The following is an 18,736-nucleotide window of genomic DNA, read 5'->3' as shown; positions in this document are numbered from 1 at the left end:
CGCACCTACCCCTGCTTGGCGTGGCTCAGCGCATTGCTCACCAGCTTGGCCGTCACGTCGACGATCTGGATCATGCGGTCGTAGGGCATGCGCTGCGGCCCGATCACGCCCAGGGTGCCGACGACCTGGCCGTCCACCTCGTAGGGCGCCGTCACCACCGACAGGTCTTCGTACGGCACCACCTGGCTTTCACCGCCGATGTAGATGCGCACGCCGTCGGCCTGCGTGGAGACGTCGAGCAGGCGCATGAGCTGGGTCTTCTGCTCGAACAGGTCGAACAGGCGGCGCAGGTTGCCCAGGTCGCTGCTGAACTCGCTCACCGACAGCAGGTTGCGCTCGCCGGCGACCACCACCTCGTCCTGCTGGGCCGGCTGCGCGCCGATGTCCACGGCCTGCTTCATCAGGTCGGCGATCTCGCCGCGCAGCGCGTCCAGCTCGGTGGTGAGGCGCTCGCGCACGGCCTCGATGGTGAGCCCCGCGTAGTGGGTGTTGAGGAAATTGGCCGCTTCGACCAGCTGCGACTGCGTGAAACTGGCCTGGGTCTGGATGATGCGGTTCTGCACCTCGCCGTCGGGCGAGACGATGATCACCAGCACGCGACGCTCGGACAGGCTGAGGAATTCGATGTGCCGGAACACCGAGGCCCGGCGCGGCGCCATGACCACGCCGACGAACTGCGACAGGCTGGACAGCAGGTGCGCGGCCTGGCTGATGACGCGCTGCGGCGATTCCGCGCCCGGCGCGCTGAACTCGGTGACGCGCGGCATCATTTCCTCGCGCCGCACGGTGAGCATGGTGTCCACGAAGAGCCGGTAACCGCGCGCCGTGGGAATGCGCCCCGCCGAGGTGTGCGGGCTGGCGATCAGGCCCAGCTCTTCCAGGTCGCTCATCACGTTGCGGATGGTCGCCGGCGACAGCTCCAGCCCGGCGGCCCGGGCCAGCGTGCGCGAACCCACCGGTTGCCCGTCGGCGATGTAGCGCTCCACCAGCGCCTTGAGCAGCAACTTAGCGCGATCGTCCATCATCCGAACCATTCTAAGGAAAGCCCCGGCGGCGCGCGCTGCGGTGCGGCGCAACCCACTTCGCCCACGACACCGTGTGATGTAATTTGCGCATGAATGCCCCGCTGCATCCCCGCGCCACGACACCCGCCGCGAAACGCCCCTTGCGCTTCGTCCACGTGGTCATCGTGGGCAAGTACCAGGCGCCGGGCGCCCGCCATGTGGTCGAGGAGATCGCCCAATTCCTGCACGCCCAGGGCTGCGAGGTCTCTCTGGAGCAGCAGACCGCGCAGAACACGGGGCTGACGGACTACCCCTCGCTCGATGTGCCCGGCATCGGCCGACACGCCCAGCTCGCGCTGGTCGTCGGGGGCGACGGCACCCTGCTGGGCATCGGCCGGCAGATGGCGCGCCAGGGCGTGCCGCTGGTGGGCATCAACCAGGGCCGGCTCGGCTTCATCACCGACATCGCCTTCGAGGACTACCGCGAAGCCCTGTGCCCCATCCTGCGCGGCGACTACCAAGAAGAGGCGCGCGCCCTGATGGCGGCCAGCGTTTGGCGCGACGGCCATTGCGTCTATGAGGCCACCGCGCTCAACGACGTGGTCGTCAACCGCGGCGCCGTGGCCAGCATGATCGAGTTGCGCGTGGAAGTCGACGGCCGCTTCGTGGCCAACCAGCGCGCCGACGGCCTGATCATCGCCTCGCCCACCGGCTCCACCGCCTACGCGCTGTCGGCCGGCGGGCCGCTGCTGCACCCGAGCATCGGCGGCTGGGTGATGGTGCCGATCGCGCCGCACACCCTGTCCAACCGCCCCGTGGTACTGCCCGCGCATTGCGAGATCGCCCTGGAGCTCGTCAACGGGCGCGACGCCAGCGCGAACTTCGACATGCAGACGTTCACGAGCCTGTTGCACGGCGACCGCATCGTCGTGAAGCGCTCGGAACACGCGCTGCGCCTGTTGCACCCGGTCGGCTGGAACTACTTCGACACCCTGCGCCGCAAGCTGCACTGGAACGAGGGCGCCTGACGCGGCCCGATTCACCCACTCCCTGCCATGAGCCTTCGACGCATCGTCCTGCGCGACTTCGTCATCGTCACCTCGCTGGACCTGGAACTGGCCAGCGGCTTCGGCGTGCTCACGGGCGAAACCGGCGCCGGCAAGTCCATCCTCATCGACGCGCTGCAGCTGGCGCTGGGCGCGCGCGGCGAGGCCGGCGTGGTGCGCGAAGGCGCGCCGCGCTGCGAGATCGCCGCCGAATTCGACCGGCCCGAATCCCTCCAGCCCTGGCTGGATGAGCAAGGCTTCGTCGACGATGGCGGGCTGCTGCTGCGCCGCACCATCGACACCGACGGCCGCAGCCGCGCCTGGATCAACGGCAGCCCGGCCACGCTCGCGCAACTGCGCGTGGCCGCCGACGCGCTGGTCGACATCCACGGCCAGCACGCCTGGCAGAGCCTCACGCGGGCCGAGGCCGTGCGCGAGCTGCTCGACGCCTATGCTGGCATCGACGCCACCGCCTTGAACGCGGCCTGGACCGCCTGGCGCCAGGCCGCCCTCACGCTGCGCGAGGCCCGCGAGCGGCAGGACGCCGCGCGCCAGGACAGCGAGCGCCTGGCCTGGCAGATCGCCGAGGTCGACAAGCTCGGCCCGCAGGCCGGCGAATGGGCCGAGCTGAACACGCGCCACGGTCGCCTGGCCAACGCCCAGGCCCTGATCGACGCCGCCGAAACCGCCGTGCAGGCGCTCGACGAGCAGGACGACAGCGCCACCCGCCTGCTCAGCCGCGCGGTGGCCGCGCTGCAGGCCCAGGCGCACGTGGAGCCCGCCTTCGCCCAGACCATCGAATCCCTGAACGGCGCGCTGGCCCAGGTGCAGGACGCGGTGCACGAGCTGCACCAGCACCAGCGCCACGCCGAACTCGACCCCTCCGCCCTGGCCGCGCTCGACGAGCGCCTGGGCGCCTGGCTTTCGCTCGCCCGCCGCTACCGCACCACGCCCGAGGAGCTGCCCACGCTGCACGCGCAGTGGAAGCACGAACTCCAGCGCCTCGCCGACACCCTGGACCTGGACGCGCTGGAGCGGCGCGAAGCCAGCGCGCGCGCCGCCTTCGACCAGGCCGCGCGCGCCGTGGGCCGCCAGCGCCAGAAGGCCGCGCCGCGCCTGGCCGCCGCCGTGACCGACGCCATGCAAACCCTGGGCATGCAGGGCGGCCGGTTCGAGGTGGCCTTGCAAGCGCTGGCCGAACCCCAGTCGTTCGGCCTGGAGCAGGTGGAGTTCCGCGTGGCCGGCCACGCCGGCAGCACGCCCAAGCCGGTGGCCAAGGTCGCCTCGGGCGGCGAACTCTCGCGCATCGCCCTGGCCATCTCGGTCGTCACCAGCCGCCTCGGCCAGGCGCCCACGCTGATCTTCGACGAGGTGGACGCCGGCATCGGCGGCGCCGTCGCGCACACGGTCGGCCAGATGCTGCGCCAGCTCGGCCAGGACAGGCAGGTGCTGGCCGTGACCCACCTGGCCCAGGTGGCGGCCTGCGCCGACCACCACCTGCTGGTGGCCAAGCAGCGCCAGGGCCAGCAAACCCTGAGCAGCGTGCAGGCCATCGACGCCGAGGCGCGCGTGCGCGAACTGGCGCGCATGCTCGGCGGCAACGAACGCTCTGAAATCTCGCTCGCGCACGCGCGCGAGCTTTTGTCGGCCTGATGAACACTCCCTCCCCCACCGAACTCGTCGTCATCACCGGCATGTCCGGTTCGGGCAAGTCGGTCGCGCTCACCGCCCTCGAAGACCTGGGCTTCTACTGCGTCGACAACCTGCCGCCCGAGTTGCTCGAGGCCTTCATCGACCTGGACCGCCACGACCGGGTGCGCAAGGTCGCCATCGCCATGGACGTGCGCAGCGCCCAGTCGCTGCCCGGCCTGCCGCGCCGCCTGGCCGCGCTGCGCTCGCGCGACGTCCACCTCACCACGCTGTTCCTCGACTCGACCACCGACACCCTGGTGCGCCGCTTCTCCGAAACGCGCCGCCTGCACCCGCTGTCGCTGCAGGAGACCGACGACCAGCGCCGCGCGCTGACCGACGCCATCGAATACGAGCGCGAGCTGCTGGCCGAGTTGCGCGAGCAGGCCCTGGTGCTGGACACCAGCCTCACGCGCGCTGCGCAGCTGCGCAGCCAGGTGAAGGAGTTGGTGGGCGCGACGCGCACGCCCATGACGCTGGTGTTCGAGTCCTTCGCATTCAAGCGCGGCATTCCCATGGACGCCGACTTCGTGTTCGACGTGCGCATGCTGCCCAACCCGCACTACGACCCGCTGCTCAAGCCCCTGACCGGGCGCGACGCGCCGGTGGCGCGTTTCCTTGAAGCCAGCCCCGACGTGCTGGCGATGGAGGAGCAGATCCGCACCTTCCTGCGGCATTGGCTGCCCCACATGGAACGCGACCACCGCAGCTACGTCACGGTGGCCATCGGCTGCACGGGCGGTCAGCACCGTTCGGTGTTCCTGGTGGAGCGCCTGGCCGCGCACTTCGGCCAGGACTGGGTGGCGCGCGTGCGCCACCGCGAGGCCGACTACTGGTCCAGGACCTGAGGGTCCCAGGCGCCGCCGAGCAGGCTGCGCACCGGCGCCGGCAGGCCCACCGCGGCCAAGGCCGACCGCTTCACCCACTCGCCGGCCCAGCCGGCGGGGGCCTCGTCCACCGCCACCCAATGCGGCAGCAGCTGCAGTTCGCGGTGGGTCAGCGCGTGGGCCACCGGCTCGGTGGCGGTCCAGTGCGACGGCCAGCCGGCCGGCACCGCAGCCCGCATGTCGTCTTCGCCCGCGAACACCGGGGGCGAGTGCAGGCCGGCCCAGATGCCGCGTTCGGGCCGGCGCTGCAGCCACACGGCATCACCGCGCACGGCGAACAGCAGCCACCAGCGCTCGAAGCGCCGCTGCACACGGCGCGTTTTCACGGGGTAGCGCGCGATGGCCTCGCGCTCGAAGGCCAGGCAGAGCCCGCGCGCCGGGCAAACCTCGCAGCGCGGGCGTGTGCGCGTGCACACCGTGGCGCCCAGGTCCATCAGGCCCTGGGTGTAGGCGCGCATGTCCTCAGCCGACGGCTGGGGCGGCAGCAGACCCTGGGCCAGGTCCCACAGCGCGCGCTGGCTCGCGGCCTGGCCCACGTCGCCGTCGAACGCCAGCAGGCGCGCCAGCACGCGCTTGACGTTGCCATCCACGATGGACACGCGCTCGCCGAAGCAGAACGCCGCGATGGCCGCCGCCGTGGACGCGCCGATGCCCGGCAGCGCTTCCAACCCGGCCGCCGTGGTGGGGAAGCGGCCCGCGTGGTCGGCCACCACCGCCTGCGCGCAGCGGTGCAGGTTGCGCGCGCGGCTGTAGTAGCCCAGGCCGCTCCACAGGGCCATCACCTCGTCGATGGGTGCGGCCGCGAGCGCGGCCACGTCGGGGAAGCGTTCGAGGAAACGCGGGTAGTAGGCCAGCACGGTCGACACCTGCGTCTGCTGCAGCATGATCTCGGACAGCCAGACGCGGTAGGGATCGCGCGTGCCCTGCCAGGGCAGGCCGTGCCGGCCGTCCCGGGCCTGCCAGCGGATGAGGCGCGGCGCGAAGTCCGCCGGCAGCGCCTGCACGGGATTGCCTTGCGTGCTGCGCACTGCGGTGCGAGCGCCTTCGGGCGGCCGTGCGGCGCTCATTGAGAAACCTCCGTGCTGCGCACTGCGGTGCGAGCGCCTTCGGGCGGCCGTGCGGCGCTCATGCCGCCAGGGCTTCGGCGGGTTCTTCGTCGGGCGCTGCGAGCAGGTGCGCGGTGAGTTCCTCGAACTTGGCCTCGAGCTGGTTGAGCGCCGCCTGCTGCGCCTGCAACTCGCGGATGCGCTCGTCGAGGCCACTGGCGGCCTGCTGGATGCGCGAGACCGCCTCGATGCGGCGCGTGAAGTTGCGGCGGCGCTCGCGCAGCTGCGCGTCGAGCTGGGCCGCGGCCGACTTGTTCCAGAGCTCGACCTCGTTGACCGCGGTCTCGTAGACCACGCGCAGGCGGCTCATCAGCGCGCGCGCCAGGCGCTCGGCGAACTCGGGCTGCGCCAGGCGCAGCGCGTTGCCCAGGCTCAGGTACTGCAGGTGGCTTTTCTCGATCAGGTCGAGGTCTCGGCGGTAGAGCGCGAGCTGCGGCGACGACGGCGCCTGCAGCGAAAAGCCGTACTCGGCGTTGAGGTTCTTGAAGCTGCCTTCCAGCATGGACTGGATCTCGCCGGCCATCTCATCGGCGCGCGCGAGGTCTTCGCGCAGGCGGTTGAAGGTGCCGTCGTAGGCGCGGCGCACGCCGAGCTTGATGCCGGGGCTCTTGAGCTGCTTCGCGAGCGTGGCGACCTCGGCCTTCAGGTGCGAGGGGCTGAGCAACGCGAACAGGTCCTTGAGCAGGCGCAGGTGCACCGAGCGCACCGCCTGGATCTTGGCGCCGCTGGCGTCGAAATCGGCCTGCTCCTGTTCGATGCGCAGGCGCATCTGCTTGATCACGCCCGCGTTCTTGCCCCGCAGGCCGTCCAGCTCCTGGATCTGCTCGACCAGGTCGCGCAGGCGCGAATGCACCATGCGCCCGGCCTCGCCGCGCAGCGCCTCGACGCCGGACGCCACGGCCGCACCCAGGATGCGGCGGCGCTGGCCCAGCAGGCCTTCGCCGAGCGCGCGCTCCAGGTCGATCAGTTGGCTGGCCTTGAGCAGCTCCTCGTCGCGGTTGACCTTGGCGAGCAAGCCCTTCTGGGCCGACACCGCGAGCACCTGCGACTGCGGCACGCCCAAGATCTCGGCCGAATCGGCGCGTTGCGCGGCGATCTGCAGCTGCACCTGCTCGGGCGAGCTCAGCGCGTCCCACATGGTGTCGATCTTGTTGAGCACCACCAGGCGCGAAGCCTGTCCGTCGCCCAGGGTGGCCAGGTGCTGGCGCCAGATGCTCAGGTCGGACTTGGTCACGCCCGTGTCGGCCGCCAGAATGAACACCACCGCGTGCGCCTGGGGCAGCAGGCTCACGGTGAGCTCGGGTTCCGCGCCAATGGCGTTGAGGCCCGGCGTGTCCAGGATGACCAGGCCTTGTTTGAGTAGCGGGTGCGCCATGTTGATGAGCGCGTGGCGCCAGCGCGGCACCTCGATCAGGCCGTCCGGGCCGGGCAAGGGGTTGTCCTCGGGCAGTTCGTCGTGCCAGAAGCCCAGGGCGCGCGCTTCGTCCACCGGGACATGCCGCACCTCGGACACCTTCTGGATCGCCTTGGCGAGCTGCTTGGGGTCGTTCACGTCGAGGTCGACGCGCTCCCACTTGGCCGGGGCGTGGCGCCAGTCGAGCAGGGACTGCGGCTGCAGGCGCGTCTCGATGGGCAGCAGGCGCAGACAGGGGGGCAGGTCGGCGTCGTAGGCCAGCTCGGTGGGGCACATGGTGGTGCGACCCGCGCTCGCCGGCATGATGCGCCGGCCGTAGCCCGCGAAGAACACGGCGTTGATGAGCTCGGACTTGCCGCGCGAAAACTCGGCCACGAAGGCGACCGTGATCTTGTCGTTCTTGATCTGCGCGTGCAGCTGGTCCAGCCGCTCGCGGATGCCCGGCTCCATCAGGTCGTGGTCGGCCAGCCATTCGGACAGGAGCTTCAGGCGCAGCGCGAACTGCTTGCGCCAGGCGCCGTGCTGATCAAAGGCTTGAATGAAACTCATGCGGCAGTGCTTTGCGGGCGATCGGTCAATATAGCACCCACCCCTCGGCAGGGCCGCCCATCGGGGACGCATGGTCAGCGGGCCTGGCAGAGCGGGCAAAAGTAGGTCGAACGTTGGCCCTGGCGAATGGTCCGGATCGCCGTCGCGCACTGGCGGCAGGGCTGGCCGGCGCGGTCGTAGACCATGGTGTCGAGCTGGAAGTAGCCGCTCTGGCCATCGGCGCTGACGAAGTCGCGCAGGGTGCTCCCGCCCACGGCCAGGGCGCGCTGCAGCACCTGGACGATGGCCGCGTGCAGCCGCGCGGCGCGCGGGCCGCTGATGCGATCGGCCCGCGTGGTCGGCCGGATGCCGGCGCTGAACAGCGCCTCGCTGGCGTAGATGTTGCCCACGCCGACCACGATGTCCCCCGCCAGCAGCACCTGCTTGATGGGTGCGCGCCGCCGGCGCAAGGCCTGATGGAAGCGCACGGGGTCGAAGCCGGCCTCCAGCGGCTCCACGCCCAGCCCGCCCAGCAGCTGGACCGCGCGGGGGTGGTCCAGCGAAGGCACGTGAACCACCGCGCCAAAACGCCGCGGGTCGTGCAGCCGCAGCAAGCCCTGGCTGGTGTCGAGCTCGAAGTGGTCGTGCGGGCCGGGGGGCGGCAGCGCCGGCGCGAACTGCAGGCTGCCCGACATGCCCAGGTGCACCAGGAGCCAGCCGGCGTCCATCTCCACCAGCAGGTACTTGCCGCGCCGCCCCACCGAGCGCACGCGCTGCCCCACCAGCGCCTCGGGCGCCACGCCCAGCGGCCAGCGCAGCGGCTTGCCCAACCGGGCGGCGCGCACGGAAGCGCCGGCGATGCGGTCGGCAAAGCTGCGTCGGGTGACCTCGACTTCGGGCAATTCGGGCACGGCGATTCGGCGAAGGAAGGGGTGGGACGGCGCGCGGGGAACGCCCGCCGGGGATTGGGATCAAGACACCAAAGGCCTTAAACCCTTCAATTATCATGACCCGATGAAACCCGCGCCGCTGCACAGACGTCTTCGCCTCCCGCTGATCGTGCTGGCCTGCGCCGGCGCATTGGCCGGTCCGGCGGCCCTGGCACAAAGCCCGCTCAACCCGGCCGCCAGCAGTTCCTCACTCGACGCGCCCTTGTTCTATCAGCTGCTGCTGGGCGAGCTCAATGTGCGCGGCGGCGACCCCGGCGCGGGCTACTCCCTCTTTCTCGAGGCGGCCCAGCAGCAGAAGAACCCCGAGCTCTACCGCCGGGCCGTCGAGGTCGCGCTGCAATCGCGCCAGGTCGACGCCGCGCTGGCCGCCGCGCGCGCCTGGGCCCGGGACATCCCCAGCGACGCCGACGCCAGCCGCTTCACGCTGCTCACGCTGCTGTCCCTGGGCCGGGTGAGCGAGACCGCGGCTCCCCTGCGCGCCGTGCTGATGGCGACGCCGGCCGACGACCGCAACGGCGGCATCGCGGCCATTCCCCAGATGTACGCCCGGGTGAGCGACAAGGCCCAGGTGCTGGCCGCCACGCGCGAGGCCCTGGCCCCCTTCCTGACCCAGCCGGCCCACGCGGGCGCGGCCTGGTCCACCATCGGCCGGCTCGAACTCGACCTCGACCGCCCGGTCGCCGCCACCGACGCCGCGCGGCGCGGGCACGCGGTGGACCCGACCTCGCCCTACCCCGCGCTGCTGGCGCTGGAACTGCTGGAGCGCGGCCAGGCCGAGGCCGAGCCGGTGGTGCGCGAGCACATCGACGCCGCCCGCGCCAAGGACCCCGCCAACACCACCATCTCCACCGCCTACGCCCGCGTGCTGCTGGACCTGGGTCGCCTGCGCGACGCGCGCGTGCAACTGGAGCGGCTCACCACCCGCGCGCCGCAGCAGCCCGACCCCTGGCTGCTGCTGGGCATGCTCCAGGTGCGCGACAACGCCCTGCCCGCCGCCAACGTGTCGCTCGACACCTACCTGCAGCTGGTGCGCGACGCCAACGACGAGCGCACGCGCCGCGCGCTCACTCAGGCCTACCTGCTCAAGGCCGAGATCGCCGAGAAGCAGCAAGACTACATCGCCGCCAACGCCTGGATCGACCGCATCGACAACCCCGAGGAAATCATGGCCGCGCAGATGCGCCGCGCCTCGGTTCTGGCCCGCCAGGGCCGGCTCGATGAGGCCCGCGCCCTGTTGCGCAACCAGCCCGAGCGCCGGCCCGACGACGCGCGCCTCAAGCTGATCAGCGAAGCCCAGCTGCTGCGCGAGTTCAAGGCCTGGCGCGAGGCCTACCAGGTCTACGGCGAAGCCGTGCAGCGCTTCCCGCAGGACACCGAGCTGCTCTACGAGCAGGCCATGATGGGCGACAAGGCCGGCCAGCCCGCCGACATGGAGCGCCTGCTGCGCCAGCTCATTGCCATCGATCCGAACCACCACCACGCCTACAACGCGCTGGGCTACTCCCTGGCCGACCGCAACGAGCGCCTGCCTGAGGCCAAGCAGCTCATCGAAAAGGCCGTGTCCATGGCGCCCAACGACGCCTACATCCAGGACAGCCTGGGCTGGGTCGAGTTCCGCCTGGGCAACACCGAGCGCGCGCTGAACATCCTGCGCGACGCCTATGGCAAGCGCCCCGACCCCGAGATCGCCGCCCACCTGGGCGAGGTGCTCTGGGTGAAGGGGCAGCGCGACGACGCCCGCCGCGTCTGGCGGGAGGGCCTGGCGCTCGCCGGCGACAACGAGACGCTGAAGAGCACGCTCAAGCGCCTGAACGTCGAGCCGTGACGCCGGCCTGCGCCTTCACCCGGCGTTCGGCCATGGTCGCCCTGGCCGCCGCCCTCGCCGGCTGCGCCACGCCACGCCGCCCGCGCGCGCCCGGCGAAACCGCCTGGACCGGTCGGCTCGCGCTGCGCGTGGACAGCGCGCCGCCCCAAGCCTTCTCGGCCCTGTTCGACCTGCGCGGCAGCGCCGATACCGGCGAGTTGCAGCTCACATCGGCGCTCGGTCAGACCCTGGCCACGGTGCGCTGGTCCGCCCGGGGCGCCGAATTGCAGCGCGGCAATCACACCACCCGCCGCGACAGCCTGGACGCGCTCACCGCCGAACTCAGCGGCGCCCCACTGCCCGTGCTGGCCATGTTCGACTGGCTGGCCGGCCGCGACGCCGCGGCCGGCGGCTGGCGCGTCGACCTTTCGCAGCACGCCAGCGGCCGCCTGGTGGCCCGGCGCGAGCAGCCCCAGCCCTCGGCCGAGCTGCGGCTGGTGTTCGAGCAGCCATGAAGCGCCTGTACGACGTTCCCGCGCCGGCCAAGGTCAACCTGTTCCTGCACATCGTGGGCCGCCGCCCGGACGGCTACCACGAGCTGCAGTCGGTGTTCATGCTCATCGACTGGTGCGACCACCTGCATTTCGAGCGCCTGGACAGCGGCGCCATCGAGCGCGTGGACAGCACGCCCGGCGCACTGCCCGCGGACGACCTGTGCGTGCGCGCGGCCCGCGCCCTGCGCCAGGCCACGGGCTGCACGCAAGGCGTGCGCATCACCCTGGACAAACACCTGCCGGCCCAGGCCGGCCTGGGCGGCGGCTCGTCGGACGCCGCCAGCACGCTGCTGGCGCTCAACCGGCTGTGGAACCTGAACCTGCGGCGCGAGGCGCTCGCGCGCATCGGCCTCGCGCTGGGCGCCGACGTGCCCTTCTTCATCGGCGGACATCACGCCTGGGTCGAAGGCATCGGCGAGCGCCTGACGCCCATCGCGCTGCCGCGCGGCCACCTCGTGCTGGTCAAACCCCCAGGGGGAGCGTCGACGCCGCAGATCTTTGCCGACCCAGCGCTCAAACGCGATTCGAAAACTGCTACAATCCAAGGCTTTGCTGCAAACGGCAACCTCGATTCGCTGATGGCCTTCGGCCACAACGATCTGGAGCCGGTGGCACGGGCCCTGTGCCCCGAGGTCGGTGAATGCCTTCACTGGCTGACAGACCAAGGTCTGTCGGGGCGCATGACCGGTTCGGGAACGGCGGTGTTCGCACCGTGCGGCGCGAACCCGGTTCTCGGTCCGGCGCCAGCGTCCTGGCAGGTGCGGGTTTGCAGCAACATGGATGCCCATCCATTGCTCGATTGGTGCGACGGCTGAACGGCCGGCCCACCAGACGGCGCAGCGGTTGAGCAACCTGCGACAATTCGGTGGTTCGTGGTTTCGCCACGGATCTCCAGCGTAGGGGAGTCGCCAAGTTGGTAAAGGCACCGGATTTTGATTCCGGCATGCGAGGGTTCGAGTCCTTCCTCCCCTGCCACCGTTTTTCTGACATCACTCACACTGGCCATCGTTGATGGCCGTTGTTTTTTGATCGCGGCCCCGCCGGTGGCCGCCAGACCGCTGGGAATGCCATGCAAGTTCAGCCCCCGGATTACATGATCTTCACCGGCAACGCGAACCCCGTGCTGGCGGCCGAGATCGCCCAGCACCTGGGCACGCAGCTCGGCGCGGCCACCGTGGGCCGCTTCTCCGACGGCGAGGTCACCGTCGAGATCACCCAGAACGTGCGCGCCCGCCATGTGTTCGTGGTGCAGTCCACCTGCGCGCCCACGAACGAGAACCTGATGGAGCTGCTTATCATGGTCGACGCGCTCAAGCGCGCCTCGGCCGAGCGCATCTCCGCCGTCATCCCCTACTACGGCTACGCCCGCCAGGACCGCCGCCCGCGCTCCAGCCGCGTGCCCATCAGCGCCAAGGTCGTGGCCAACATGCTGCAGACCGTGGGCGTTCAGCGCGTGCTGACCATGGACCTGCACGCCGACCAGATCCAGGGCTTCTTCGACATCCCGGTCGACAACATCTACGCCTCGCCCGTGCTGCTGGGCGACCTGCGCACCAAGAACTACGAAGACCTGCTGGTGGTCTCGCCCGACGTGGGCGGCGTGGTGCGCGCGCGCGCGCTGGCCAAGCAGCTCAACTGCGACATGGCCATCATCGACAAGCGCCGCCCCAAGGCCAACGTGTCCGAGGTGATGCACGTGATCGGCGACATCGAAGGCCGCAACTGCGTGATCATGGACGACATGATCGACACCGCCGGCACGCTGGTGAAGGCGGCCGAGGTGCTCAAGGAGCGCGGCGCCAAGAAGGTCTACGCCTACTGCACGCACCCCATCTTCTCGGGCCCCGCCATCGAGCGCATCGCCAAGGGCAGCGCGCTCGACGAGGTGGTCGTCACCAACACCATTCCCCTGTCGCAGTCCGCCCAGGCCTGCGGCAAGATCCGCCAGCTCTCCGTGGCGCCGCTGATCGCCGAGTCGATCGCGCGCATTGCCTCGGGCGAGTCGGTCATGAGTCTGTTCGCCGACCAGGACAACCTGTTCTGATCGACGGACGATAGCCCCGGCCGCCACCAGGCGGCCTTCGTCAACCCGAGGCGTTCTGGTCGCGGAACCCCTCAACTGGAGTCAGTCATGCAATTCGTCGCTTTCGAGCGCGCCAAGCAGGGCACGGGTGCGAGCCGCCGCCTGCGCATCACCGGTCGCGCGCCCGGTATCGTTTTTGGTGGCACCACCGCCCCCGTCTCGATCGAACTCGATCACAACGCGCTGTGGCACGCCCTCAAGAAGGAAGCTTTCCACGCCTCCATCCTCGACATGGAGCTCAACGGCAAGGTCGAGAAGGTCCTGCTGCGCGATGTGCAATACCACCCGTTCAAGCCGCAGGTGCTGCACGTCGACTTCCAGCGCGTGGACGACAAGACCCGCCTGCGCAAGAAGGTGCCGCTGCACTTCACCGGTGCCGAAGAGTCGCCGGCCGTCAAGCTCGACAAGTGCCTGGTCAACCACGTGATCAACGACATCGAGATCGAGTGCCTGGCCACCCAGCTGCCCGAGCACATCACCGTGGACCTGAGCCAGGTCACCAAGGGTGCCACCGTGCACGCCGGCGACATCAAGCTGCCCAAGGGCGTGAAGATCGTCACCCACGGCCGCAAGGACATCACCGTCGCCACGGTGGTGGAGCCGGTGGAAGAAGTGGTGGCCGCACCGGTGGCCGCCGCTCCCGCCGACGACAAGAAGAAGGGCAAGGGCAAGAAGTAAACAGGTTCCCCACGCTGCGCCGCTGCACGGGTCGCCGCTCCTCCTGGGGGCGCGTCCCGGCTTGGGGCGGCCCGGCGCCGGAACCCACTTCCCCTCCCCCCAAGGCCCGCCCCGCGCGGGCCTTTTCTTTTGGGACAATCGCGCCCCATGATCAAGCTCATCGCCGGCCTGGGCAACCCGGGCCCCGAGTACGAACAGACGCGGCACAACGCCGGCTTCTGGTGGGTGGACGAGGCCGCGCGCCTGCTCAAGGTCTCGCTGCAGATGGAGCGCTCGCACTTCGGCCTGGTGGCGCGCGCCAACGTGGGCGGCCAGACGGTCTGGCTGGTCGAGCCGCAGACCTTCATGAACCTCTCGGGCAAATCGGTGGGCTCGCTGGCGCGCTTCTACAAGATCGCGCCCGAGGAGGTGCTGGTGGTGCACGACGAGCTGGACCTGCCCCCCGGCGAGGCCAAGCTCAAGAAGGGCGGCGGCCACGCGGGCCACAACGGCCTGCGCGATATCCACGCGCAGCTGGGCAGCGCCGACTACTGGCGCCTGCGCATCGGCATCGGCCACCCGGGCAACAAGAACGAGGTGGCGAACTGGGTGCTCAAGAAGCCCTCGCCCGACGACCGCATCGCCATCGCGCAGGCGCTGGACCGCTGCCTCAAGGCCCTGCCCCAACTCATCGCGGGCGAAATGGACAAGGCCACCGCCCTGATCCACACCAGCAAGCCGCCCCGGCCGAAGCCGCCGCGGCCCGCCGCGCCGCCTCAGGCCGGTGGTGCCTCACCCGAGGCCGACGACAAGCCCTGACCGGCCTTCTGCAGGCGCTGGTACTTCTGCCACAGCGTCTCCTTGGACTCCACGTGCGCCGGGTTGACCGGGATGCAGGACACAGGGCAGACCTGCACGCACTGCGGCTCCTCGAAGTGGCCCACGCACTCGGTGCAGCGCGAGGGCTCGATCACGTAGAACTCCTCGCCCATGGAGATCGCCTGGTTCGGGCACTCGGGCTCGCAGACGTCGCAGTTGATGCACTCGTCGGTGATCATCAGCGCCATGGCGGTCCTCCCCTCAGGCCTGCAGCGGCGGCGGCACGAGCCGCGCGGCCACCGAGGGATGCACCATGGTCGACACGTCGCCGCCGAGCTTGGATATCTCGCGCACCAGGGTGCTGCTGATGCACTGCAGGTCGGCCTGCGGCAGCAGGAAGACCGTCTCCACGCCCGGGTGCAGCTTGCGGTTCATGGCCGCCATCTGCGCTTCGTAGTCGAAGTCGGTGAGGTTGCGGATACCGCGCACCACGGCCTGGGCGCCATGCTCGCGGCAGAAGTCCATGATCAGCCCGTCGAAGGGCAGCGCGCGCACGCGGCCCGGCAGGCGCTGCGCGGCCTGCGCCACCATCGCCAGGCGCTCGTTCACGCCGAACTGGGTCTTCTTGTGGTGGGCCACGGCCACGGCCACGATCACCTCGTCGAACAGGCCGGCGGCGCGGCGCACCACGTCCTCGTGGCCGAGGGTGATGGGGTCGAAGGTGCCGCTGTAGACGGCGATGCGGGCGGTGGTCTCGGGCATGGGGGGATTATCCCGTGGGCTCAGGGCGCGACCGGGCGCAGCAGGTGAAAGGCCACGGCGCCCGCGCGGCCGTGCCGGTGCAGGGCCAGGCCCAGAGGCGCCAATTCGGCCTCGGTCCAGGGGCGCGGGGCCTCCAGGTAGACGAATCCCTCGGCCGACACGGCCTCGCGCGCGGCGCGCAGCGCGGGCTCGAACAGGCCGCTGGCCTCGAAAGGGGGGTCGAGGAAGACCACGTCCAGGCCCTGCCCCGCCGCCGCGCGCAGGGCCGCCAGGCCGTCGCCGCGCTGCACGCGCACGGCCTCGGCCTTCAGGCGCGCGCGCACGGCCTGCAGCTGCACCACCAGCGCGGGCTCTTGCTCCACCATCAGCAGCTCGCGCGCCCCGCGCGAGGCGGCCTCGAACCCCAGCGCGCCCGTGCCCGCGAAGGCGTCCAGGCCGCGCCAGCCGCTCAGGTCCTGGCCCAGCCAGTTGAACAGGGTCTCGCGCACGCGCGAGGGCGTGGGCCGCAGCCCGGGCCGATCGGCCACGGGCAGCTTGCTGCGTTTCCATTGCCCGCCGAGCAGGCGGACTTCCTGCGGCGGCGCGCCCGAGTTCCGTTTCATGCCCGCGAGCTTACTGGGTGCGCCAGCCCCCAGGCGGGGACACTGTCGGGCCGGCTTCGCCGGGCGGCTGGTGTCGCCCCCTTGAGGGCGTCGCGCGAAGCGCGGCGGGGATGGTGCCTATTTCGCCCCGACGACGACCGTGGCCAGGCGATCGGGCTTCACCACCCGCTGCATGGCGCGGCGCACCTCGTCCACGCTCAGCGCGCGCACGCGCTGCGTCCAGGTGTCGAGGTAGTCCAGCGGCAGGCCGTTCCAGGCGATGTTGACCACGTTGTCGAGCAGCTTGCGGTTGCTGTCGAAGCGCAGCGCGAAGCCGTTGATGAGGTAGTCCTTGGCGGCCTGGAGCTCGGCCTCGCTGGGGCCGTCGCTCACGTAGCGCGCCAGGGTTTCGCGCACCACGCGCACGGCCTCGTCGGCCTGATCGGGCCGGGTGCTGAGGCCGATCTGGAAGGCCCCCGCGTGGCGGCCGGGCGAAAAGTAGCTGTACACGCCATAGGTCAGGCCGCGCTTCTCGCGCACCTCCTGCGTCAGGCGCGAGGTGAAGCCGCTGCCACCCAGGATGTGGTTGCCCACGAGCAGGGGAAAGAAGTCCGGGTCGTCGCGCTTGATGCCGGGCTGGCCCATGAGCACCTGCGCCTGCGCGGCGGCCATGGGCAGGCGCTGTTCCGTGGACGCGGCCAGGGGCTTCACCTCGGCCACCGGCGGCAGCTCGGCGCAGCCGTTCGGCGCGATGGCGCGCACCAGCGCGTCGACGATGCGCTCGGCGCCCGCGCGGTCCACCGCGCCCACCATGACCACCTGCGCGCGGCAGGCCGTGACGTGGCGGCGGTAGAAGCCGCGCATGTCGTCCACGGCGATGGCGGCCAGGGTCTCGGGCGTGGCGAAGCGGCCATAGGGGTGGTCGCCGTACACCGCGCGCCCGAAGGCCTGGCCGGCCACGGTGGAGGGTCGGTTCAGCGCCTCGCGCAGCGCCGCCACCGAGCGCTCGCGGTCACGCTGCCACACCGCCTCGGGCCAGGTGGGCCGCGCCAGTTGCTGGGCCGCCAGGGCCACGGCGCGCGGCAGGATCGCCGGGTCGGTCAGGCTGCGCAGCTGCACCGAGAAGCGGTCGCTGCCCGCGCTCGCGTCGAACTGCGCGCCCAGGTCCACCCAGGCCGCCGCCAGCGCGTTTTCGTCGCGCGCGGGCTGCCCCTCGTAGGCGGCCACGCCCCCCGTCAGCAGGCCGGCCGTGGCATTGGCGAGGCCCGCGCGGTCCGCCGGCTCTCGCCGGCTGCCGCCGTCGAAGTCCATCTGCACGTCGACCATCGGGATCGAGGGGCTGTTGACCAAGTAGACCCGGGTGCCGCTCGCGTGCACCCAATGCTCGATGGGGATGGCCGCCCAGGCCGCTCCCAGGCCCAGCGCCAGGCCCAGCGCGGCCAGCGTTTGGCGAATGGCTCGCATCGTTTTCATGGCCGGCCCTCCGCCGCCCGGGCCTCGGGCACCAGCACGCCGGTGTTGAGCGTGCGGTCCGTGAAGTAGCGGCCCGCCACCGCGCGCACCTGCTCGGCCGTCACGGCCCGCAGGCCCGCCATCAGGCGTTCGCCCGCGTCGGTGGGCAGGCCGTTGACCCAGTAGCTGCCTTGCTCTTGCGCCTGGCTGAAGACCGAGTCCAGCTTGTAGACCTCGGACGCGGTCCACTGCGTCTTCACGCGCTGCAGCTCCTCCTCGCTCACGCCTTCGCGCGCGATCCGCTGAATCTCGGCCTTGAGCGCGGCCATGGTGGCCTCGGGCGTGACGCCGCGCGCCGGCACGGCCGAGGCCGTGAACACCTGCGGTCCGCGCCCCATCAGGCCGTAACCCGAGCTGGCGCTGTCGGCGATGCGCTGCCCGCCCGTGCCTTGCCCCTGCACCAGCGCGCGCTCCAGGCGCGCACCGCTGTAGCCGTCGAGCACGCCCGACAGCACCGCCAGCGCCAGCGCGTCGCGGCTGGCCGCGTCGTCCTTGCCGCTGTAGCGCGGCGCGTGCCAGGCCAGCACCACCAGGGCCTGGTCGGCCACGGCCCGGTACTCCAGCCGGCGCGGGCCCTGCTGGGCCGGTTCCGTGCGCGGCTTGCGCGCGGGCACGGCGCGCGCCGGGATGCGCCCGTAGGTTCGCTCGGCGATCTCGCGCACGCGCTGCGGGTCCACGTCGCCGGCCACCACCACGGCCGCGTTGGCCGGCACGTACCAGCGCTGGTGGAAGTCGCGCACGTCCTGCGGTGTCATGGCGTCGATGTCGCTCATCCAGCCGATGATGGGCCGGCGGTAGGGACTGGCCTGCCAGACCATCGCATTGAAGGCCTCGAACAGGCGCGCGCGCGGCGACTCTTCGGTGCGCTGGCGCCGCTCTTCCTTGACCACCTCGATCTCGCGCGTGAACTCGATGTCGGGCCACTGGTTGCTGGCGAAGCGGTCGGCATTGAGCGCCATCACCGCCTCCAGCCGGTCGGCCGGCACCTGCTCGTGGTAGGCCGTGGCGTCGCGGTTGGTGAAGGCGTTCTGCTGGCCGCCCAGCGCGGCCACGCGCTCGGAGAACTCGCCCGGCTTGAGCGTGGCACTGCCCTTGAACATCATGTGCTCGAGCGCGTGCGCCACGCCCGAGGTGCCGTCGACCTCGTCCATGGCGCCCACGCGCACCCACAGCATGTGCACGGCCGTGGGCGCGCGGTGGTCGGGCCGCACGATCAGCGACATACCGTTGGCGAGGGTGAATTGCTGGACCGCCGGGGCGGCGTTGGAGGGGGGCGCCGCGCGCGCGATGGACGCGGCCAGCACCAGCCCCAGGAGCGTCGGGAGGCGTTTCATAGAATC

The 18,736-nt window shown here is 71.1% G+C and carries 18 protein-coding genes and 1 tRNA gene; 10 read left to right on the top strand and 9 right to left on the bottom strand.

Going from position 1 to position 18,736, the window contains the following annotated elements; translation table 11 throughout:
- Positions 1 to 5 precede the first annotated feature (5 nt).
- Complete coding sequence (hrcA, locus tag BHU06_RS01890; RefSeq protein WP_070397438.1) at positions 6 to 1,025, bottom strand: heat-inducible transcriptional repressor HrcA; 1,020 nt, start codon at positions 1,023 to 1,025, stop codon at positions 6 to 8.
- 89 nt (positions 1,026 to 1,114) lie between these two features.
- Here hrcA and BHU06_RS01885 point away from each other — a divergent pair, with 89 nt between their 5' ends.
- The 3 genes from BHU06_RS01885 to rapZ are packed head-to-tail and all read left to right on the top strand — an operon-like array spanning position 1,115 to position 4,587.
- Positions 1,115 to 2,032, top strand: a complete 918-nt coding sequence (locus BHU06_RS01885) for an NAD kinase (protein WP_070397437.1) — start codon at positions 1,115 to 1,117, stop codon at positions 2,030 to 2,032.
- Between the two features lie 27 nt (positions 2,033 to 2,059).
- Positions 2,060 to 3,703, top strand: a complete 1,644-nt coding sequence (gene recN, locus BHU06_RS01880; RefSeq protein ID WP_070397436.1) for a DNA repair protein RecN — start codon at positions 2,060 to 2,062, stop codon at positions 3,701 to 3,703.
- Positions 3,703 to 4,587 (top strand): RNase adapter RapZ, encoded by an 885-nt coding sequence (gene rapZ / locus BHU06_RS01875; RefSeq protein ID WP_070397435.1) that lies wholly within the window; start codon positions 3,703 to 3,705, stop codon positions 4,585 to 4,587. Before recN ends, rapZ begins: the two co-directional genes overlap by 1 nt.
- Here the strand turns inward: rapZ and mutY are convergent.
- The 3 genes from mutY to mutM form a co-directional block, all read right to left on the bottom strand.
- Positions 4,569 to 5,693 carry an A/G-specific adenine glycosylase gene (gene mutY, locus BHU06_RS01870; protein ID WP_083292815.1) on the bottom strand — a complete coding sequence of 375 codons (1,125 nt, stop codon included), beginning with the start codon at positions 5,691 to 5,693 and terminating at the stop codon, positions 4,569 to 4,571. The two genes, rapZ and mutY, sit on opposite strands and share 19 nt — an antisense overlap.
- Before the next feature lie 58 nt (positions 5,694 to 5,751).
- On the bottom strand, positions 5,752 to 7,695 hold the full coding sequence (locus tag BHU06_RS01865; RefSeq protein WP_070397434.1) for a dynamin family protein: 1,944 nt from the start codon (positions 7,693 to 7,695) through the stop codon (positions 5,752 to 5,754).
- A gap of 74 nt (positions 7,696 to 7,769) precedes the next feature.
- Complete coding sequence (mutM, locus tag BHU06_RS01860) at positions 7,770 to 8,585, bottom strand: bifunctional DNA-formamidopyrimidine glycosylase/DNA-(apurinic or apyrimidinic site) lyase (protein WP_070397433.1); 816 nt, start codon at positions 8,583 to 8,585, stop codon at positions 7,770 to 7,772.
- A 103-nt stretch (positions 8,586 to 8,688) separates the two neighbouring features.
- Between mutM and BHU06_RS01855 the strand changes: the two genes are divergently transcribed.
- The 7 genes from BHU06_RS01855 (at position 8,689) to pth (ending at position 14,541) form a co-directional block, all read left to right on the top strand.
- Positions 8,689 to 10,449, top strand: coding sequence for a tetratricopeptide repeat protein (locus tag BHU06_RS01855; RefSeq protein ID WP_070397432.1), 1,761 nt, complete (start codon positions 8,689 to 8,691; stop codon positions 10,447 to 10,449).
- 32 nt (positions 10,450 to 10,481) lie between these two features.
- Positions 10,482 to 10,943 carry a lipoprotein insertase outer membrane protein LolB gene (locus tag BHU06_RS01850; RefSeq protein ID WP_070397759.1) on the top strand — a complete coding sequence of 154 codons (462 nt, stop codon included), beginning with the start codon at positions 10,482 to 10,484 and terminating at the stop codon, positions 10,941 to 10,943.
- Positions 10,940 to 11,797 carry a 4-(cytidine 5'-diphospho)-2-C-methyl-D-erythritol kinase gene (ispE, locus tag BHU06_RS01845; protein ID WP_070397431.1) on the top strand — a complete coding sequence of 286 codons (858 nt, stop codon included), beginning with the start codon at positions 10,940 to 10,942 and terminating at the stop codon, positions 11,795 to 11,797. Before BHU06_RS01850 ends, ispE begins: the two co-directional genes overlap by 4 nt.
- A gap of 83 nt (positions 11,798 to 11,880) precedes the next feature.
- Positions 11,881 to 11,957, top strand: a tRNA-Gln gene (locus BHU06_RS01840).
- 94 nt (positions 11,958 to 12,051) lie between these two features.
- Complete coding sequence (locus BHU06_RS01835; RefSeq protein WP_070397430.1) at positions 12,052 to 13,026, top strand: ribose-phosphate pyrophosphokinase; 975 nt, start codon at positions 12,052 to 12,054, stop codon at positions 13,024 to 13,026.
- An 87-nt stretch (positions 13,027 to 13,113) separates the two neighbouring features.
- The gene (locus BHU06_RS01830) at positions 13,114 to 13,743 is read left to right on the top strand and encodes a 50S ribosomal protein L25/general stress protein Ctc (protein WP_070397429.1); all 630 of its coding nucleotides are present in this window, start codon (positions 13,114 to 13,116) and stop codon (positions 13,741 to 13,743) included.
- 147 nt (positions 13,744 to 13,890) lie between these two features.
- Positions 13,891 to 14,541: an aminoacyl-tRNA hydrolase gene (pth, locus tag BHU06_RS01825; protein ID WP_070397428.1), complete on the top strand. Its 651-nt coding sequence runs from the start codon at positions 13,891 to 13,893 to the stop codon at positions 14,539 to 14,541.
- Here the strand turns inward: pth and BHU06_RS01820 are convergent.
- From BHU06_RS01820 to BHU06_RS01800, 5 genes are all read right to left on the bottom strand, one after another.
- Complete coding sequence (locus BHU06_RS01820) at positions 14,499 to 14,789, bottom strand: YfhL family 4Fe-4S dicluster ferredoxin (protein ID WP_070397427.1); 291 nt, start codon at positions 14,787 to 14,789, stop codon at positions 14,499 to 14,501. The genes pth and BHU06_RS01820 overlap by 43 nt on opposite strands.
- Positions 14,790 to 14,802: 13 nt before the next feature.
- The gene (gene coaD, locus BHU06_RS01815; RefSeq protein WP_070397426.1) at positions 14,803 to 15,303 is read right to left on the bottom strand and encodes a pantetheine-phosphate adenylyltransferase; all 501 of its coding nucleotides are present in this window, start codon (positions 15,301 to 15,303) and stop codon (positions 14,803 to 14,805) included.
- Positions 15,304 to 15,323: 20 nt separating this feature from the next.
- Entirely contained in the window at positions 15,324 to 15,905 is a 582-nt protein-coding gene (gene rsmD, locus BHU06_RS01810) for a 16S rRNA (guanine(966)-N(2))-methyltransferase RsmD (RefSeq protein ID WP_070397425.1), read from the bottom strand.
- A gap of 117 nt (positions 15,906 to 16,022) precedes the next feature.
- Positions 16,023 to 17,357: a pitrilysin family protein gene (locus BHU06_RS01805; RefSeq protein WP_070397424.1), complete on the bottom strand. Its 1,335-nt coding sequence runs from the start codon at positions 17,355 to 17,357 to the stop codon at positions 16,023 to 16,025.
- A complete protein-coding gene (locus BHU06_RS01800) occupies positions 17,354 to 18,730 on the bottom strand; it encodes a pitrilysin family protein (protein WP_070397423.1) in 1,377 nt (458 codons plus the stop codon). Before BHU06_RS01800 ends, BHU06_RS01805 begins: the two co-directional genes overlap by 4 nt.
- Positions 18,731 to 18,736 lie beyond the last annotated feature (6 nt).

The organism is Hydrogenophaga sp. PML113, assembly GCF_001777155.1.
Lineage (GTDB): Bacteria > Pseudomonadota > Gammaproteobacteria > Burkholderiales > Burkholderiaceae_C > Hydrogenophaga > Hydrogenophaga borbori.
This window is presented reverse-complemented; position numbering and strand designations above follow the sequence as displayed.

What these genes read in the sequence shown, in the direction of transcription:
- rapZ (WP_070397435.1), top strand. Translation starts at nt 3,703, where the DNA reads ATGAACACTCCCTCCCCCACCGAACTCGTCGTCATCACCGGCATGTCC.
- mutY (WP_083292815.1), bottom strand. Translation starts at nt 5,693, where the DNA reads ATGAGCGCCGCACGGCCGCCCGAAGGCGCTCGCACCGCAGTGCGCAGC.
- coaD (WP_070397426.1), bottom strand. Translation starts at nt 15,303, where the DNA reads ATGCCCGAGACCACCGCCCGCATCGCCGTCTACAGCGGCACCTTCGAC.
- BHU06_RS01820 (WP_070397427.1), bottom strand. Translation starts at nt 14,789, where the DNA reads ATGGCGCTGATGATCACCGACGAGTGCATCAACTGCGACGTCTGCGAG.
- BHU06_RS01850 (WP_070397759.1), top strand. Translation starts at nt 10,482, where the DNA reads ATGGTCGCCCTGGCCGCCGCCCTCGCCGGCTGCGCCACGCCACGCCGC.
- ispE (WP_070397431.1), top strand. Translation starts at nt 10,940, where the DNA reads ATGAAGCGCCTGTACGACGTTCCCGCGCCGGCCAAGGTCAACCTGTTC.
- BHU06_RS01830 (WP_070397429.1), top strand. Translation starts at nt 13,114, where the DNA reads ATGCAATTCGTCGCTTTCGAGCGCGCCAAGCAGGGCACGGGTGCGAGC.
- BHU06_RS01805 (WP_070397424.1), bottom strand. Translation starts at nt 17,357, where the DNA reads ATGAAAACGATGCGAGCCATTCGCCAAACGCTGGCCGCGCTGGGCCTG.
- BHU06_RS01855 (WP_070397432.1), top strand. Translation starts at nt 8,689, where the DNA reads ATGAAACCCGCGCCGCTGCACAGACGTCTTCGCCTCCCGCTGATCGTG.
- BHU06_RS01865 (WP_070397434.1), bottom strand. Translation starts at nt 7,695, where the DNA reads ATGAGTTTCATTCAAGCCTTTGATCAGCACGGCGCCTGGCGCAAGCAG.
- BHU06_RS01800 (WP_070397423.1), bottom strand. Translation starts at nt 18,730, where the DNA reads ATGAAACGCCTCCCGACGCTCCTGGGGCTGGTGCTGGCCGCGTCCATC.
- hrcA (WP_070397438.1), bottom strand. Translation starts at nt 1,025, where the DNA reads ATGATGGACGATCGCGCTAAGTTGCTGCTCAAGGCGCTGGTGGAGCGC.
- BHU06_RS01835 (WP_070397430.1), top strand. Translation starts at nt 12,052, where the DNA reads ATGCAAGTTCAGCCCCCGGATTACATGATCTTCACCGGCAACGCGAAC.
- recN (WP_070397436.1), top strand. Translation starts at nt 2,060, where the DNA reads ATGAGCCTTCGACGCATCGTCCTGCGCGACTTCGTCATCGTCACCTCG.
- rsmD (WP_070397425.1), bottom strand. Translation starts at nt 15,905, where the DNA reads ATGAAACGGAACTCGGGCGCGCCGCCGCAGGAAGTCCGCCTGCTCGGC.
- BHU06_RS01885 (WP_070397437.1), top strand. Translation starts at nt 1,115, where the DNA reads ATGAATGCCCCGCTGCATCCCCGCGCCACGACACCCGCCGCGAAACGC.
- pth (WP_070397428.1), top strand. Translation starts at nt 13,891, where the DNA reads ATGATCAAGCTCATCGCCGGCCTGGGCAACCCGGGCCCCGAGTACGAA.